The organism is Kitasatospora sp. NPDC006697 (assembly GCF_042869935.1).
In the GTDB taxonomy this organism is placed as follows: domain Bacteria; phylum Actinomycetota; class Actinomycetes; order Streptomycetales; family Streptomycetaceae; genus Kitasatospora.
In genome coordinates, this window is the sequence record NZ_JBIAGU010000004.1 from 223,973 (window position 1) to 237,944 (window position 13,972).

General features: G+C 73.1%; 16 protein-coding genes. 8 read left to right on the forward strand and 8 right to left on the reverse strand.

Annotation, left to right across the window (positions count from 1 at the left end; translation table 11 throughout):
* Positions 1-5: 5 nt before the first annotated feature.
* Both ACFYNO_RS08090 and ACFYNO_RS08095 read right to left on the reverse strand, forming a co-directional pair.
* Entirely contained in the window at positions 6-1,286 is a 1,281-nt protein-coding gene (locus ACFYNO_RS08090) for an MFS transporter (RefSeq protein WP_388007140.1), read from the reverse strand.
* Positions 1,283-1,810 (reverse strand): ArsR/SmtB family transcription factor, encoded by a 528-nt coding sequence (locus tag ACFYNO_RS08095; protein WP_388007143.1) that lies wholly within the window; start codon positions 1,808-1,810, stop codon positions 1,283-1,285. The genes ACFYNO_RS08090 and ACFYNO_RS08095 overlap by 4 nt, the downstream gene beginning before the upstream one ends.
* Positions 1,811-2,039: 229 nt before the next feature.
* Between ACFYNO_RS08095 and ACFYNO_RS08100 the strand changes: the two genes are divergently transcribed.
* The 3 genes from ACFYNO_RS08100 to ACFYNO_RS08110 all read left to right on the forward strand — a co-directional run bounded on the left by ACFYNO_RS08100 (position 2,040) and on the right by ACFYNO_RS08110 (position 4,875).
* The gene (locus ACFYNO_RS08100) at positions 2,040-2,321 is read left to right on the forward strand and encodes a DUF3311 domain-containing protein (RefSeq protein WP_388007145.1); all 282 of its coding nucleotides are present in this window, start codon (positions 2,040-2,042) and stop codon (positions 2,319-2,321) included.
* Positions 2,318-3,943, forward strand: coding sequence for a monocarboxylate uptake permease MctP (mctP, locus tag ACFYNO_RS08105; RefSeq protein WP_388007148.1), 1,626 nt, complete (start codon positions 2,318-2,320; stop codon positions 3,941-3,943). Before ACFYNO_RS08100 ends, mctP begins: the two co-directional genes overlap by 4 nt.
* A gap of 188 nt (positions 3,944-4,131) precedes the next feature.
* On the forward strand, positions 4,132-4,875 hold the full coding sequence (locus ACFYNO_RS08110) for a histidine phosphatase family protein (RefSeq protein WP_388007151.1): 744 nt from the start codon (positions 4,132-4,134) through the stop codon (positions 4,873-4,875).
* 39 nt (positions 4,876-4,914) lie between these two features.
* Here ACFYNO_RS08110 and ACFYNO_RS08115 read toward each other — a convergent pair whose 3' ends face one another.
* Both ACFYNO_RS08115 and ACFYNO_RS08120 read right to left on the reverse strand, forming a co-directional pair.
* Positions 4,915-5,109, reverse strand: coding sequence for a DUF397 domain-containing protein (locus ACFYNO_RS08115; protein WP_388007154.1), 195 nt, complete (start codon positions 5,107-5,109; stop codon positions 4,915-4,917).
* Complete coding sequence (locus tag ACFYNO_RS08120) at positions 5,106-5,735, reverse strand: DUF5753 domain-containing protein (protein ID WP_388007157.1); 630 nt, start codon at positions 5,733-5,735, stop codon at positions 5,106-5,108. Before ACFYNO_RS08120 ends, ACFYNO_RS08115 begins: the two co-directional genes overlap by 4 nt.
* A gap of 50 nt (positions 5,736-5,785) precedes the next feature.
* Between ACFYNO_RS08120 and ACFYNO_RS08125 the strand changes: the two genes are divergently transcribed.
* From ACFYNO_RS08125 to ACFYNO_RS08135, 3 genes are read left to right on the forward strand one after another with little or no spacing between them, the layout of a single operon-like run.
* Positions 5,786-6,310 (forward strand): PadR family transcriptional regulator, encoded by a 525-nt coding sequence (locus ACFYNO_RS08125; protein WP_388007160.1) that lies wholly within the window; start codon positions 5,786-5,788, stop codon positions 6,308-6,310.
* Positions 6,307-6,999 (forward strand): ABC transporter ATP-binding protein, encoded by a 693-nt coding sequence (locus ACFYNO_RS08130; protein ID WP_388007162.1) that lies wholly within the window; start codon positions 6,307-6,309, stop codon positions 6,997-6,999. The genes ACFYNO_RS08125 and ACFYNO_RS08130 overlap by 4 nt, the downstream gene beginning before the upstream one ends.
* On the forward strand, positions 6,996-9,278 hold the full coding sequence (locus ACFYNO_RS08135; protein WP_388007165.1) for an FtsX-like permease family protein: 2,283 nt from the start codon (positions 6,996-6,998) through the stop codon (positions 9,276-9,278). Before ACFYNO_RS08130 ends, ACFYNO_RS08135 begins: the two co-directional genes overlap by 4 nt.
* 43 nt (positions 9,279-9,321) lie before the next feature.
* Here ACFYNO_RS08135 and ACFYNO_RS08140 read toward each other — a convergent pair whose 3' ends face one another.
* A complete protein-coding gene (locus tag ACFYNO_RS08140) occupies positions 9,322-9,639 on the reverse strand; it encodes a transcriptional regulator (RefSeq protein WP_388007168.1) in 318 nt (105 codons plus the stop codon).
* Entirely contained in the window at positions 9,636-10,088 is a 453-nt protein-coding gene (locus ACFYNO_RS08145; RefSeq protein WP_388007171.1) for a hypothetical protein, read from the reverse strand. Before ACFYNO_RS08145 ends, ACFYNO_RS08140 begins: the two co-directional genes overlap by 4 nt.
* Before the next feature lie 207 nt (positions 10,089-10,295).
* Here ACFYNO_RS08145 and ACFYNO_RS08150 point away from each other — a divergent pair, with 207 nt between their 5' ends.
* On the forward strand, positions 10,296-11,996 hold the full coding sequence (locus tag ACFYNO_RS08150; protein ID WP_388007174.1) for a ricin-type beta-trefoil lectin domain protein: 1,701 nt from the start codon (positions 10,296-10,298) through the stop codon (positions 11,994-11,996).
* Positions 11,997-12,109: 113 nt separating this feature from the next.
* Here ACFYNO_RS08150 and ACFYNO_RS08155 read toward each other — a convergent pair whose 3' ends face one another.
* Together ACFYNO_RS08155 and ACFYNO_RS08160 are read right to left on the reverse strand one after the other, a co-directional pair.
* Positions 12,110-12,499 carry a hypothetical protein gene (locus ACFYNO_RS08155; protein ID WP_388007177.1) on the reverse strand — a complete coding sequence of 130 codons (390 nt, stop codon included), beginning with the start codon at positions 12,497-12,499 and terminating at the stop codon, positions 12,110-12,112.
* A 52-nt stretch (positions 12,500-12,551) separates the two neighbouring features.
* Positions 12,552-13,262, reverse strand: a complete 711-nt coding sequence (locus ACFYNO_RS08160) for a TetR/AcrR family transcriptional regulator (protein WP_388007180.1) — start codon at positions 13,260-13,262, stop codon at positions 12,552-12,554.
* 175 nt (positions 13,263-13,437) lie between these two features.
* Here ACFYNO_RS08160 and ACFYNO_RS08165 point away from each other — a divergent pair, with 175 nt between their 5' ends.
* On the forward strand, positions 13,438-13,914 hold the full coding sequence (locus ACFYNO_RS08165) for a nitroreductase family deazaflavin-dependent oxidoreductase (RefSeq protein ID WP_388007183.1): 477 nt from the start codon (positions 13,438-13,440) through the stop codon (positions 13,912-13,914).
* Positions 13,915-13,972: the final 58 nt, after the last annotated feature.

Here is a 13,972-nt window from a genome sequence, read left to right on the forward strand (position 1 = left end):
GGCCGTCACTGCGCCCGCCCCGCCAGCGCCGCCTCGATCCGCCGGTTGCTGGTCAGCGTCAGCGCCAGCAGCGCCGTCGCCGCGAGCAGCACGGAGCCCGCCACGAACGGGGCGCGCAGGCCGGCGGCGGTGGCGAGCCAGCCGCCGAGGAGGGCGCCGACCGGGGCGGCGCCGAGCGAGAGCAGGCGGCGGGCGGCGGCGACCCGGCCGGCCAGGGCGGTGGGGATCAGCGCCTGGGAGACGGTGGGCGCGAGCACCATGGTGGCGGCCATCGCCGCGCCGAGCAGGGCGAGCGCCACGGCGGCCTGGACCACCGGGGCCGGGCCGGCGGCGAGTCCGAGCGCCGCCAGCGACAGGCCCTCCAGCAGCGCGGTGGCGGTGAGTGCGCCGCCGGTGCCGAGCAGGGCGCGCAGCCGGCCGGCCAGCACCGCGCCGAGCAGCCCGCCGACCGCCTGGGCGGTGAGCAGCAGGCCGTAGCCGAAGGAGCCCAGGTGCAGCGCCTGGCGGGAGAAGAGCACCAGCACGGTCTCGGTGCCCGCGAAGGCCAGGTTGCCGATCGCGGGCCGCAGCGCCAGGCCGAGCAGCACCTTGTCGCGGAGCAGGAAGGAGACGCCGGCCCGGGCGTCGGCCCAGAGCGAGCCGCTGGGCCGCTCGGGCGCCACCGGCTGGGCGGGCAGCGTGCGGATCAGCAGCGAGCTGGCCAGGAAGGAGAGCGCGTCCAGCCCGAACGGCAGGGCGCGGGCCAGGCCGAAGAGCGCCGCGCCGGCCGGCGGGCCGGCGAAGTCGGCGGCCACCGTGCGGGAGCCCATCTGGCGGCTGTTCGCCTGCTCCAGCAACCGCAGGTCGCGGCCCAGGAGTTCGGGCAGGTAGGCGGAGCCGGCCGAGTCGAAGAAGATCTGGCCGGTGCCGAGCAGGAAGGCGACGGCCACCAGCAGCGGGATCGACAGCAGGTGGCAGGCGGCGGCCAGCGCGGGCACCGCGAGCAGCCCGGCGCGCAGCAGGTCGGTGAGCCACATGGTGCGCCGGCGGTCCCAGCGGTCCACCAGGGCGCCGCCGAGCAGGCCGAGGAAGAACCAGGGCGCCAGCGCGGCGGAGGTGACCAGGGCCAGCTCCATCGGGTCGCGGGTGAGGGTGGCGGCGAGCAGCGGCAGCGCGACCAGGTAGACGCCGTCGCCGAGCGAGGAGACGCTGCCGGCCAGCCAGAGGCGGTGGAAGGCGCGCGGCAGCCGGGGTGACTCGGCCTCGGGCACGGGAGCGGCGGCGGGCGCAAGCCGGATCTCGGTCACTTGGTGTCCTCCGGACGGAAGAAGGCGATCACCAGGGAGGCGGCGGCCTGGTCCGGGTCGCCGGCGGCGCGCAGCTCCTCGCAGAGCGCGGTGAACCGCCGGGCGAACTCCTCGTACACCTCGTCGCTGATCCGCACGTGCTGCAGCCGCACGGTGCGCGGGCCGGGCGGCGCGGCCTCCAGGTCGGCGATGGCGTGCCGCATCACGATGTCGGGCTCGCCGGGCGCCGGGTCGGGCAGCGAGAGGCCGCGCGAGGTGCGGGCGTAGTACCGCTCGGTGACCCCGCGCACCTTGCGGGTGGAGACCACCTCGACCAGCCCGGCCTTCTCCAGCAGCCGCACGTGGTAGCTGGAGCTGCCCTTGGCCAGGCCCAGCTTCTCGGCGAGCTGGGTGATGGTGGCGGGCCCGTCCCGCAGCACACCGAGGATCCGGTGCCGCACCAGGTTGTTGACGGCGCGCAGCTGCTCGTCGGTGGTCAGGTGGGCGATGCCCTCGGGGGGCGTCGCGAAGGGGTCGTCGGTCACGGGACCCAATGGTCAACACTTCTTGACCATTAGTCAATACCTGGCGGACCGTCATCCGTGCGCATCCGAACCGACCGAAGAGTGATACGTCCGGTTATCTCCGGTGACACCTGGGCATGCAGTGCCCTACATTCCCGTGCAGTCCACAGCCGATCACCAAGAGCGCTGCTCGGCGGGCGCGTCTTCGCGCTGCGGCGCTGCTGGGGGTCCCTTACCGCCGGAGTCGCTGATGTCCCCCGCACCTGACAGCCCGTCGGCACCACCGGGCGCCCTGCCCGCCGTCACCACCGCCCGGGTGCTCGCCGGCCTCGCGCTGGCCGTGCCCGTCGTCGCCCTGCTCTGGGTCTCGTCCTACTCGCGGATGACGCCGAAGCTGGCCGGAATGCCGTTCTTCTACTGGTACCAGATCCTCTGGATCCCGGTCTCCTCGATCTTCACCGTCGCCGCCTACCTGCTGCTGAACCACGACGCCAGGCAGCGCCGCGCCGCGAACGGGGGCAAGGGCCGATGAAGGTCAACACGGTCGCGCTGACCGTCTTCATCCTGTTCTTCGTGCTGGTCACGGTGGTCGGCTTCCTGGCCGCCCGGTGGCGGCGCGCGGACGACGCGCTCCACCTGGACGAGTGGGGCCTGGGCGGCCGCAGCTTCGGCACCTGGGTGACCTGGTTCCTGCTCGGCGGCGACCTCTACACCGCCTACACCTTCATCGCCGTCCCGGCGGCGGTGTACGGCGCGGGCGCCGCGGGCTTCTTCGCCGTGCCGTACACGATCATCGCCTACCCGCTGGTCTTCCTCTTCCTGCCCCGGCTCTGGTCGGTGGCCCGGGTCCGCGGCTACGTCACGCCGGCCGACTTCGTGCGCGGGCGGTACGGCTCGCGCGGGCTCTCGCTGGCCGTCGCGGTCACCGGCATCCTCGCCACCATGCCCTACATCGCCCTCCAGCTGGTCGGCATCCAGGCGGTGCTGGACACCCTCGGGGTGGGCGGCGGGGCGCACTCCAACTGGTTCGTCAAGGACCTGCCGCTCTTCCTGGCCTTCGCCGTGCTGGCCGCCTACACCTACTCCTCCGGCCTGCGGGCGCCGGCCCTGATCGCCTTCGTCAAGGACGTGCTGGTCTACCTGGTGATCATCGTCGCGGTGATCTACCTGCCGATGCGCCTGGGCGGCTACGGGCACATCTTCGACCTGGCCGGGCAGAAGTTCGCCACCCTCAACCCCAAGACCCACAAGCCGGTCGGCTCGATGGTCACCGCGCCCAGCGCGCAGTGGGGCTACGCCACCCTGGCGCTCGGCTCGGCGCTGGCGCTCTTCATGTACCCGCACACCGTCACCGGCGTCCTGGCCGCCAAGTCGCGCGGCACGGTGCGCCGCAACATGGCGATCCTGCCCGCCTACTCGCTGATGCTGGGCCTGCTGGCACTGCTCGGCTTCCTGGCCATCGCGGCCGGGGTGGGCAAGGGCGTGGCCGGCTTCAACCCGCAGCTGGCGGTGCCGCAGCTGTTCGCCAAGCTCTTCCCGGACTGGTTCACCGGCGTGGCCTTCGCCGCGATCGGGATCGGCGCGCTGGTGCCGGCCGCGATCATGTCGATCGCCGCGGCGAACCTGTTCACCCGCAACATCTACAAGGAGTTCGTCCGCCCCGACGCCACCCCGGCGCAGGAGACCAAGGTCGCCAAGCTGGTCTCGCTGCTGGTCAAGGTGGGCGCGCTGGTCTTCGTGCTGGGCATGGACAAGCAGCTGGCGATCAACATGCAGCTGCTCGGCGGGATCTGGATCCTGCAGACCTTCGTGTCGATCGTGGCGGGCCTGTTCACCCGGTGGTTCCACCGCTGGGCGCTGCTGGCCGGCTGGGCGGTCGGCATGGTCTACGGCACCTGGAAGGCCTACGGCCTCTCCTCCCCCGCCACCAAGCACTTCGGCGGCAGCTCGGCGACCATCCCGGTGATCGGCGAGATCGGCTACGTGGGCCTGACCGCCTTCGTGCTCAACCTGCTGGTCGCGGCCGTGCTCACCGTGGTGCTCCGGGCGGCCGGGGCACCCGAGGGGAAGGACGAGACCTCGCCCTCCGACTACAGCGCGGAGGAAGGCGACCCAGAGCTCGAAAACGCGCCCCAACCGGTCGTGGCGCACTAAGCGCCCCGACACGCGCCCTGTGACCGCGCCGCCACCGCCCTCAACACTGAGGGGGTGGCGGCGCGATCATATGTACGTCGGCAGGTTGTCCGAACAAGACGGCATGCCGCCACCCTGACCTCCGGGTCGGCCGCACTGCCCGAACCGGCGGAGCGCCCGGCCTTCCGCACCGACGGGGAGAACCGCGCATGCCAGAGCTGAGCACCATCCTCAACGGAAGCCCGCGGCAGGACCGGGCCGCCGTCCCGCTGCCGTCCGTGCTGATCGCCACCCGGCACGGCCAGTCGATCGCCAACGTGGAGTTCGAGCTGGCCGAGGCCACCGGCGCGCTCAGCGTGCCGATCACCTGCCGGGACGCGGACATCCCGCTCTCGATGCTCGGCCAGTCCCAGGCCCAGGCCTTCGGCCGCTGGTGGGCCGACCTGCCCTCCGCCGACCGCCCGCGCACCGTCTGGTGCTCGCCCTACGTCCGCGCCGCCGAGACCGCCCGGATCGCCGTGGCCCAGGCGGCCGGCCTCGGCGCCGTCCCGGTCGGGCTGCCGGTGCGCTACGACGAGCGGCTGCGCGACCGCGAGCTGGGCGTCCTGGAGATGCTGCCGCACGCCGCGATCGAGAAGCACCACCCCGAGGAGCACGCCCGCCGCAGGAAGCTCGGCGAGCTCTACTACCGCCCGCCCGGCGGCGAGAGCTGGTCCGACGTCGCGCTGCGGATCCGCGACCTGCTGCGCGACCTGTGCGCCGTCGAGCAGGGGCGCCCGGTGCTGCTGGTGGCGCACGACAACGTGGTGCTGATGCTGCGCTACGTGCTGGAGCAGCTGACGGAGCCGCAGCTGATGGAGCTGGCGCCGGTGCGCAACTGCTCGGCGAGCCTCTGGCGGGCCCAGGGCGGGCGGCTGGCGCCGGAGCTGTGGAACGGGGTCGAGCACCTGTGAGCTGACGCTGGGGTTCCGGGGCGGTGCGCCGCCCCGGGGTCAGCTCAGCGTGCCGCGCTTGAGGTCGGCGAGGAAGGCGGTGAAGGAGGCGGCGGGGAAGACGAGGGCCGGGCCGGACGGGTCCTTGGAGTCGCGCACGGGGGTGAGGTGGGGGAACTGGGAATCGGCGATCTCGACACACTCGCTAGCGTCGTTGCCCGAGTAGCTGGACTTGCGCCATTTCACAGTCGTCACGCGTATCGCTCCTCACGAATCCTGCGAATCAGCTCCCGGGACTCCAGCTTCGACAACGCTCCGACTTGCAGATGGGTGAAGCTGCGCATCCAGCCATCAACGACTGCTCGCTCCTTGACCAGGGTCCCGCTGTACAGGGACTCCGTGTAGCCGAGCACGGACCCATCCGGCCGGGTCAACAGGTTCAGGTTGAACAGGAGGGGGTTGTGCTCCGCGAGCGCGAACGGCGCTACCTGAATGCTGACGTTTGGCAGATCAGCGATGGCCAGCAGGTGGTCCAACTGCTCTCTCATTGCCTCCCTCCCACCGATCGGACGCAGTAGCACGGCCTCCTCAATTATCGCCCAGAGGAACGGCGGGTTCTCCCGTGCCAAGATGTCCGCTCTGCCGAGCCGGAACGCCGTCCTCGCCTCAAGCTCTCCCACCACCGGCGCGTCAGCTGCGGGGACCACCGTGTGCATCCCGGCAGCGAGGAGGGCGCGAGCGTATCTCGGTGCCTGCAGGAGACCAGGGACGAAGTCGCCTTGATTGCAGCGGATCTCCACTGCCTTGACCTCCTCGGCCAAGTAGTCCCCGAAGCCAAGCAGGATCGCCGCCTCCAGTCGCTTCTCGACGTACTGCTGCACAACCTGACGGGCCGTTGACTCCACTAGATACTGAGTGTAGATATCTAGGTATGACAGTCCCCCTCACCCTCCTCGGCCTGCTGGACCGCTCGCCGAGCCACGGCTACGACCTCAAGCGCGAGTACGACGTCCACTTCGGCCGCGACAAGCCGCTGCCGCCCGGGCAGGTGTACTCGACGCTCAGCCGGCTGGAGCGCGACGGCAAGGTGGTGATGACCGAGGTCGGGCCCGGCGACGGGCCGGACCGCAAGCGGTACGTCATCACCGAGGCCGGCGCCGTCGAGCTGCACGAGTGGCTGGCCCTGCCCTCCGCCCCCGAACCCCACCTGCAGACCGTGCTCTTCACCAAGGTGGTGCTGGCCCTGCTGCTGGACCGGGACGCCGCCGGCTACCTGGACGCCCAGCGCTCCGCCCACCTGCGCCGGATGCGGGAGCTGACCGAACTGCGGCGCTCCGGGGCGCTGGTGGACCGGCTGCTCGCCGACCACGGGCTCTTCCACCTGGAGGCCGACCTGCGCTGGATCGACCAGACCGCCGCCCGGCTGGGCGCGCTCGCCGAGGAGGTCCGCCGATGAGCGCCGAACCCGTCCTGGAGGCCCGTGGCGTGACCCTCTCCTTCGGGCCGACGCCCGCCCTGCGCGGGGCCGAACTCGCCGTGCAGCGCGGCGAGATCCTGGCGATCATGGGCCCCAGCGGCTCCGGCAAGTCCACCCTGCTGCACTGCCTGGCGGGCATCCTCACGCCCGAGGGCGGCGAGGTGCGCTTCGCCGGGCAGCGCCTGGACACCATGCCCGAGCAGGCCCGCAGCGCGCTGCGCCGCGACCGGTTCGGCTTCGTCTTCCAGTTCGGCCAGCTGGTGCCGGAGTTGACGGCGGTGGAGAACGTCGCGCTGCCGCTGCTGCTGGCCCGCACCAAGCGGGCCGCCGCGCTGGCCCAGGCGCGCGAGTGGTTCGGCCGGCTCGGGCTGGACGGGCTGGAGGGCCGCCGCTCCGGCGAGCTCTCCGGCGGCCAGGCCCAACGGGTCGCGCTGGCCCGGGCCCTGGTCACCAGGCCCGACGTGGTCTTCGCCGACGAGCCGACCGGTGCGCTGGACTCGCTCACCGGCGAGCAGGTGATGGACCTGCTGGTGGCCACCGCGCGCGAGCAGGGGGCGACCGTCGTGGTGGTCACCCACGAGCCGCGGGTGGCGGCCTGCGCGGACCGCGAGGTCGTGGTGCGCGACGGCGTGGTGCGCTCGCTGGTGGGCGGGGGGCTGTCCTCGTGATCGGGCTCGGTGTGCGGCTGGCGGTCGGGGGCGGTCGGGAGGCGCTCGTCCGGCTGCTGGTCATCGCCGCCTCGGTGGCGCTCGGCGTCGGCATGCTGCTCGGGATGCTGGCGACGATCAACGCGATCGGCACGCAGAACCAGCGCTACGCCTGGCTGAACAGCGGGGTCAACGGCCACCGGCTGACCTCCGCCGACCAGGCCCCGGCCGGCGTGGACCCGCTCTGGTGGAAGCTGACCGGCGACATGTACGACGGCAAGCAGATCGGCCGGGTGGACGTCGCCGCCACCGGCCCGCACGCGCCGCTGCCGCCGGGTCTGTCGCGGCTGCCGGGACCGGGCGAGTACTACGCCTCCCCCGCGCTGGCACGGCTGCTCGCCTCCGTCCCGGCCGCGCAGCTCGGCGACCGCTACCCCGGGCACCTGGCCGGCACCATCGGCGAGCAGGCGCTGCCCGGACCCGACTCGCTGGTGGTGGTGGTCGGCCGGAGCAGCGCCGAGCTCCCGCGGGAGGAGGGCGCCCGGCTGATCGGCTCGATCCTCACCGTCCCGCCGTCCGCCTGCTCGGAGTGCGTGGTGGGCGCCAAGAAGGACACCATCGACCTGATCCTCGGCACCTCCACGGTGGCGCTGGTCTTCCCGGTGGTGATCCTGGTCGGCACCGCGACCCGGCTGGCGGCCGCCCGGCGCGAGCAGCGGTTCGCCGCGATGCGGCTGGTCGGGGCGACGCCGCGGCAGGTCTCCGCGCTCTCCACGGTGGAGGCGGTGCTCGGCGCGGCCGTCGGCACCGGGGCCGGGTTCCTGGTCTACCTGGCGCTGCGGCCGGCCGTCGCCCGGCTGGACTTCACCCTGACACCGTTCTACCCGGGCGACCTGGCGCTGAGCACGATGGACGTGCTCGCCGTGCTGCTCGGGGTGCCGCTGGCCGCGGCCGCCGGCGCGGCGCTCTCGCTGCGCCGGGTGCGGATCTCGCCGCTCGGGGTGAGCCGGCGCACCACCCCCAGGCCGCCGCGCGTCTGGCGGCTGCTGCCGCTGGTGCTCGGCGTCGCGGAGCTGTCCTGGTTCATCGGCCGGCGGCCGGACGGCTCCGGCGCCCAGATGCTCGCCTACATGCCGGGCATGCTGCTGATCCTGGGCGGCCTGGTCTTCGCCGGACCCTGGCTGACCATGGCCGGCGCCCGGCTGCTGGCCCGGCGCAGCGGCTCGGCCGCCGTGCTGATCGCCGGGCGGCGGCTGGCCGACGACCCGAAGGCCGGGTTCCGCTCGGTCAGCGGGCTGGTGCTGGCGCTCTGCGTCACCACCGGGGCGGTGGGCATCATCACCTCGGTGACCGGCGAACGCGCGCTGCCGAAGGCCGGCTCGGCGAGCGTCCGCACCGCGATCAACACCACCCTGCTCGACAACGGCCTGGCCAACGGCACGGTGAATGGCGAGCCGGTCGATCCGGCGGCCCCGCTGCCGGACGCGGCCCTGGCCCGGCTGCGGGCGGTCCCGGGCGTGACCGGGGTGCTGGTGATCCACACCAACCCGCTGCACACCGTCGATCCGGTGCCGCACGGCCGGATCACCGCCGGGCTGGCCGCCTGTGACCAGCTGGCCGCCCTGCCGGCCTTCCACGGCTGCGTCCCCGGCGCCGAAACAGCCTCCGTGCCACCGGACTTCGACGGCTTCGGGGTGGACGTCGGGGCCGACTGGCCGGAGCAGTGGCCGGCCGCGGCGCTGCCCGCCGCGCAGCTGGCGGGCCTGCCGGTGCAGGAGATCCTGGTCGGCACCGACGGCTCCACCGCCGCGCTTGAGCAGGCCCGCACCCTGCTGATGGTGCAGTACCCGCGGCCGCAGGTGCCGTGGAGCCTGGCCGAGTTCCGGGCCACGGTCAGTGCCCAGCTGAGCGGGTTCCAGCAACTGGCCTCCGTGGTCATGGTGGTGAGCCTCGTGGTGGCCGGGTGCAGCCTGGCGGTCGGGGTCGCCGGCGGACTCACCGAGCGGCGGCGGCCGTTCAGCCTGCTGCGGCTGACGGGTGTGCAACTCGGCGTGCTGCGGCGGACGGTGCTGCTGGAGAGCGCGGTGCCGCTGCTGCTGGTCTCGACGCTGGCGATCGGGATGGGGTTCGTGGCCGCGCAGTTGTTCCTCCAGGCGCAGCTGGGCTACTCGGTGCGCTGGCCGGGGGCGCTCTACTCGGTCACGGTCGGCGCCGGACTGCTGGCCTCGCTCGGGGTGATCCTCTCCACCCTGCCGCTGCTGCGGCGGATCACCGGGCCGGAGGCGGCGCGGAACGACTGACGCCGCGCGACTGAGCGCGGAGCGGCGGCGTGCCGCTCGGCGCTCAGTCGCACTGCTCGGACGCCGCCCGAGCTGCGCCGGCCACCAGGGCCTGCAGTGCGGCGAGATGGGCATCCAGCGCGGTGCGCCCGGCCGGGCTGATGGCCAGCCAGGTGCGCGGGCGCTTGCCGAGGTAGCCCTTGCGGACGGTGACGTAGCCCGCCTGCTCCAGCACCGAGACGATCCGGCTGACGCTGGCGTCCGAGATCCCGCAGTAGTCCCGGACGGCGCCGAACTCCGCCTCGTGGCAACCGGAGAGAAATCCGATCAGGGCCAGCCGGGTCGGGTGGTGGATCTGCTCGTCGATCCCCTCGCCGCTCATCGGCCGGCCACCGCGGCGGCCCGCTCCCGGGCGCTGCTCCACCACAGGTGGGCGCCGAGCAGCAGGCCCGAGCCGAACGCGCCACCGGGCAGCCCGAGCGGCAGCGCGAGCAGCCAGCCCGCACCCCAGAGCAGCGCACCGATGCCCTGGGCGCGGAGCCGGGCCGCCCGGCGCGGATCGTCACCCGGCAGCACCAGCACGCCGCCGGGCCGGACGGCGGCGGCGTGCACGGCGAGGAAGGCCAGTCCCGCCGCAAGCACCAGCACGACGAGCCAGGGCGCGGGGCGGTCGGCGGCGAACAGCAGTGGAGCCGCTGTGTAGGTCACGGCGGCCAGGATGCCACGGGCCGGCGGGTACCAGGCGGGCGCGGGACGGGGTGCGGCGGCCGCTGCCCGGGCATGGCGGTAGGCGTCCAGTGCGGCGACGGCGGCTGACGATTCCTCGGACACGACGGTTCCCCCTGTGTTCGGTCTGCTGACTTGTCGTCAGCTTGCCATCTACTTTTGCATGGCAAAAGTACTTTCGCCAACCGATGCACCCATTGCTCATTTGTGCTCGTTCTGACGCATCTCTTGACTTGATTGAGCATCAACGGTGCACTGTTTGCACACTAGACCCGACCCGTTCGCCTCCCGCCCCGCCCGGAAGGACCTGACGTGCCCACATCAGCACGACGAACGCTCCGTGCCCTGCTGACCACCGCCGCCCTGACCGGCGCCGCCCTCGCGGGTGCCGCCCCGGCCGCGCCGGCCGCCCCCGCCACCGCCGCCCCGACAACGGCGCTGCTCGCCTCGACCCCGCCGATGGGCTGGAACGACTGGGCGCACTACCAGTGCGGGATCGACGAGCAGACCGTCACCGCCAACGCCGACGCGCTGGTCAGCAGCGGCCTCGCCGCCAAGGGCTACACCACCGTCACCGTGGACGACTGCTGGATGGCCGCCCAGCGCGGCACCGGCGGCCACCTGGCCGCCGACCCGGCGAAGTTCCCGCACGGCATGGCCTGGCTGGGCTCCTACCTGCACAGCCGCGGCCTGAAGTTCGGCATCTACGAGGACGCCGGCTCCAGCACCTGCGGCGGCTACCCGGGCAGCGGGCAGCCCAACGGCGGCGGCGCGGACCACTTCGCCGAGGACGCGGCCGACTTCGCCGCCTGGGGCGTGGACTACCTCAAGCTGGACGGCTGCAACGTCTACATCCCCGCCGGCCAGACCCAGGAGCAGGCCTACCGCCAGGCCTACGGCGCCGAGGCCGCCGCGCTGGGCGCCAGCGGCCGGGCGATCGCCTTCTCCGAGTCCGCGCCCGCCTACTTCCAGAGCGGCGAGTGGGGCAACCCGAGCTGGTTCTCGGTGCTCGGCTGGGTCGGCGGCGACGGCCAGCTCTGGCGCGAGGGCTACGACATCGCCACCTACGACAGCGCCCACCCGAGCGCCTCGCGGTGGAGCTCGGTGCTCTCCAACTACGGCTACAACCGCTGGATCGGCCGCTACGCCAAGCCCGGCAACTGGAACGACCCCGACTTCCTGATCGCCGGCGACGGCGGACTCGGCGACGACGAGGCCCGCAGCCAGGTGGCGCTCTGGTCGATGGAGGCGGCGCCGATGATCCTCTCCTCGAACGTCGCCCAGCTCAGCTCCGCCGGACTCGCCGCACTCGGCAACAGCGACCTGATCGCGGTGGACCAGGACGCGCTGGGACGGCAGGCCGGGGTGGTCTCCACCGACGGCTCCACCGACGTGCTGGCCCGGCCGCTCTCCGGCGGCGACCGCGCGGTGGCGGTGCTGAACCGCACCTCGGCCGCCCGCTCGGTCTCGGTGCCGCTGGCCTCGGTGGGCCTGCCCGGGTGCTCGGTGAGCGCCAAGGACCTGTGGAGCGGGGCGGTCTCCAGCGGCTCCGGCGCGCTCACCGCGACCGTGCCCGCGCACGGCACCGCCGTCTGGCGGGTCACCCCGGGCAGCGGGTGCGGGGCCGCCGTGCCGACCGGGCAGCTCACCGGAAACGGGGCCAACTGCGTGGACGACTCGGGCAGTTCGACCACCGACGGCAACCCGGTGATCCTCTACGGCTGCACCGGCGCCGCCAACCAGCGGTGGACCCTGGGCACCGACGGCACCGTCCGCACGCTGGGCAAGTGCCTGACCGCGAGCGGCGCTTCGGCCGGGGCGGCCGTGGTGCTGAGCAGCTGTGCGGGCAGCGCCGCGCAGTCCTGGACCGCGCAGCCGGACGGCACCCTGGTGAACGGTGCGGCCGGACTCTGCCTGGACGTCTACGGCGGCGGCTCGGCGAGCGGGACCAAGCTGGACACCTGGACCTGCGGCAGCCACCAGGCGAACCAGGCCTGGTCGTTGCCGGTCTGACGGCCTGACCGTCTGACGGCCTGTCCGAGCATCTTCCGTCCAGCACCGGAGCAGCCGGCCACGGGTTCCCACGCCCCGTGGCCGGCACCGTTTCACCCGCCGTCCGGGACGGCTCAGGCGGCGCCGCAGAGCTTGGAGACGTCGCCCGCCGCGGTCTTGATCGAGCCGAGGTCGGGCTGCCTGCCGGCGTCCAGGCTCTTCTGGGCCTCCTGCACGGCCTTGGACAGGTCGTCAGCCGTCTTGCCGCTGTCGCCGGTGTGCAGCTTGGCGGCGTCGTCGCCGAGCTTCTTCAGTGCGTCGGCGGTCTGCTTGCGGCGGGCCTGGTCGGTGATCTGGCCGACGTTGGTGGACGTGGTCTCCACGTCCTGCACGTCCCCGGCGATGGTGATCGCCGTCTTGCCGCAGTCCAGCGCCTGCTTCGCACCGCTGCAGGCGGCCAGTCCCGCCCCGGTCACCGCCAGCAGTGCGACGGCGCCGAACACCCGGATCGTCTTGCCCGCCATGATGGCCGTCCTCCCCGTCGGGGCACGCCGTCCGCGTCCCTTCCGGCTGAGGCTAACAGTGCTCGCTCGAGCCCTGGGGGAGTCCCAGGTTGTCGGCCAACTCCTCGACCGCGTAGGCGAAGAAGTCGTCGGCCGGGTCGATGGTTCCGTTCAGGTGGCCGAACAGCTCGAAGCTCACCATGCCGAACAGCTGGGTCCAGGCCATCACCGCCCGGGCCAGCACCGGCGCGGGCAGCTCCGGCGCGAACTCCTGCGCGAGCAGGGAGAGCTGACTGTCCAGCGGGCCCGGCGGGCGGGCCGGCGGGGCGGCGGGGGCCAGCCGGTCGGCGGCGGAGCGGACCACGCCGACCAGGGTGAGCGGCATCCGGGCAGCGGCCGGGATGGTCTCGGCGGGCGCGTGGTAGCCCGGGACCGGCGTGCCGTAGAGCAGTGCGTACTCGTGCGGCTTGGCGCGCGCCCAGTCGCGCACCGCGTGGCAGGCCGCCCGCCAGCGTGGCCGGGGGGCCGGGCCCGCGGCGGCCACGGCGGCCTCGGCGTGCTCGGCCAGGTCGGCGTAGGCGTCCAGGATGAGCGCGGTCAGCAGGTCGTCCCGGCTCGGGAAGTACCGGTAGACCGCGGAGGAGGCCATGCCGAGGGCCCGGGAGACGGCCCGGAGCGAGAGCTGGGTGCCGTCCTCGGCCAGTTGTCGGCGGGCCTCGGCCTTGATCTCCCGGGTGAGTTCCACACGGGCCCGCTCCCGGGCCCCCTGAATCGCTGCTGCCATGAACACAGAGTGCCATAGAGGCGGAGCACTGCACACTATTTGGAGCAGAGTTCTGAAACGAGAGCACTGCTCTTGCTTTGGAGCACCGTTCCTGTCAGAGTGGACCCAGGGAAAGCGAGAGCAGTGCTCTCGTTACGAAGCACCGCTCTCGACCTGCCGCCCCGAGGAGCCCGCCATGACCCAGCAGTCCGCCACCACCACTGCCGCCGGCAAGCGCTACGTCCGCCCGAAGAACCTCAGCGACGTGATCGCCAACCGGATCGTCTCCTGCCTCAGCGGCCTGGGCATCAGCGTCTGGGGCTCCCGGGTGCTCGCCGTCCGCGGCCGCAAGTCCGGCGAGTGGCGCACCACCCCGGTCAACGTGCTCAGCCACCGCGGCGCCCGCTACCTGGTCGCCCCGCGCGGCCACACCCAGTGGGTCCGCAACATCCGCGCCACCCCGGTCGCCGAGCTGCGCCTCGGCGGCCGCGCCGAGGTCTTCACCGCCGCCGAACTCGCCGACACCGCCAAGCCCGAGATCCTGCGGGCCTACCTGCGCCGCTGGAAGTTCGAGGTCGGCATGTTCTTCGACGGCGTCGACCACACCGCGAGCGACGAGGAGTTGCTGCGGATCGCCCCCGGCTACCCGGTCTTCCGCATCATCGAGCAGTGATCCCCGCCCCTCCGCCCTCCTCCCCAGCCCTTCCGCTCAGCCCCTCCGCCCAACCCTT

What these genes read in the sequence shown, in the direction of transcription:
- ACFYNO_RS08100 (WP_388007145.1), top strand. Translation starts at nt 2,040, where the DNA reads ATGTCCCCCGCACCTGACAGCCCGTCGGCACCACCGGGCGCCCTGCCC.
- ACFYNO_RS08155 (WP_388007177.1), bottom strand. Translation starts at nt 12,499, where the DNA reads ATGGCGGGCAAGACGATCCGGGTGTTCGGCGCCGTCGCACTGCTGGCG.
- ACFYNO_RS08140 (WP_388007168.1), bottom strand. Translation starts at nt 9,639, where the DNA reads ATGAGCGGCGAGGGGATCGACGAGCAGATCCACCACCCGACCCGGCTG.
- ACFYNO_RS08110 (WP_388007151.1), top strand. Translation starts at nt 4,132, where the DNA reads ATGCCAGAGCTGAGCACCATCCTCAACGGAAGCCCGCGGCAGGACCGG.
- ACFYNO_RS08130 (WP_388007162.1), top strand. Translation starts at nt 6,307, where the DNA reads ATGAGCGCCGAACCCGTCCTGGAGGCCCGTGGCGTGACCCTCTCCTTC.
- ACFYNO_RS08160 (WP_388007180.1), bottom strand. Translation starts at nt 13,262, where the DNA reads ATGGCAGCAGCGATTCAGGGGGCCCGGGAGCGGGCCCGTGTGGAACTC.
- mctP (WP_388007148.1), top strand. Translation starts at nt 2,318, where the DNA reads ATGAAGGTCAACACGGTCGCGCTGACCGTCTTCATCCTGTTCTTCGTG.
- ACFYNO_RS08125 (WP_388007160.1), top strand. Translation starts at nt 5,786, where the DNA reads ATGACAGTCCCCCTCACCCTCCTCGGCCTGCTGGACCGCTCGCCGAGC.
- ACFYNO_RS08165 (WP_388007183.1), top strand. Translation starts at nt 13,438, where the DNA reads ATGACCCAGCAGTCCGCCACCACCACTGCCGCCGGCAAGCGCTACGTC.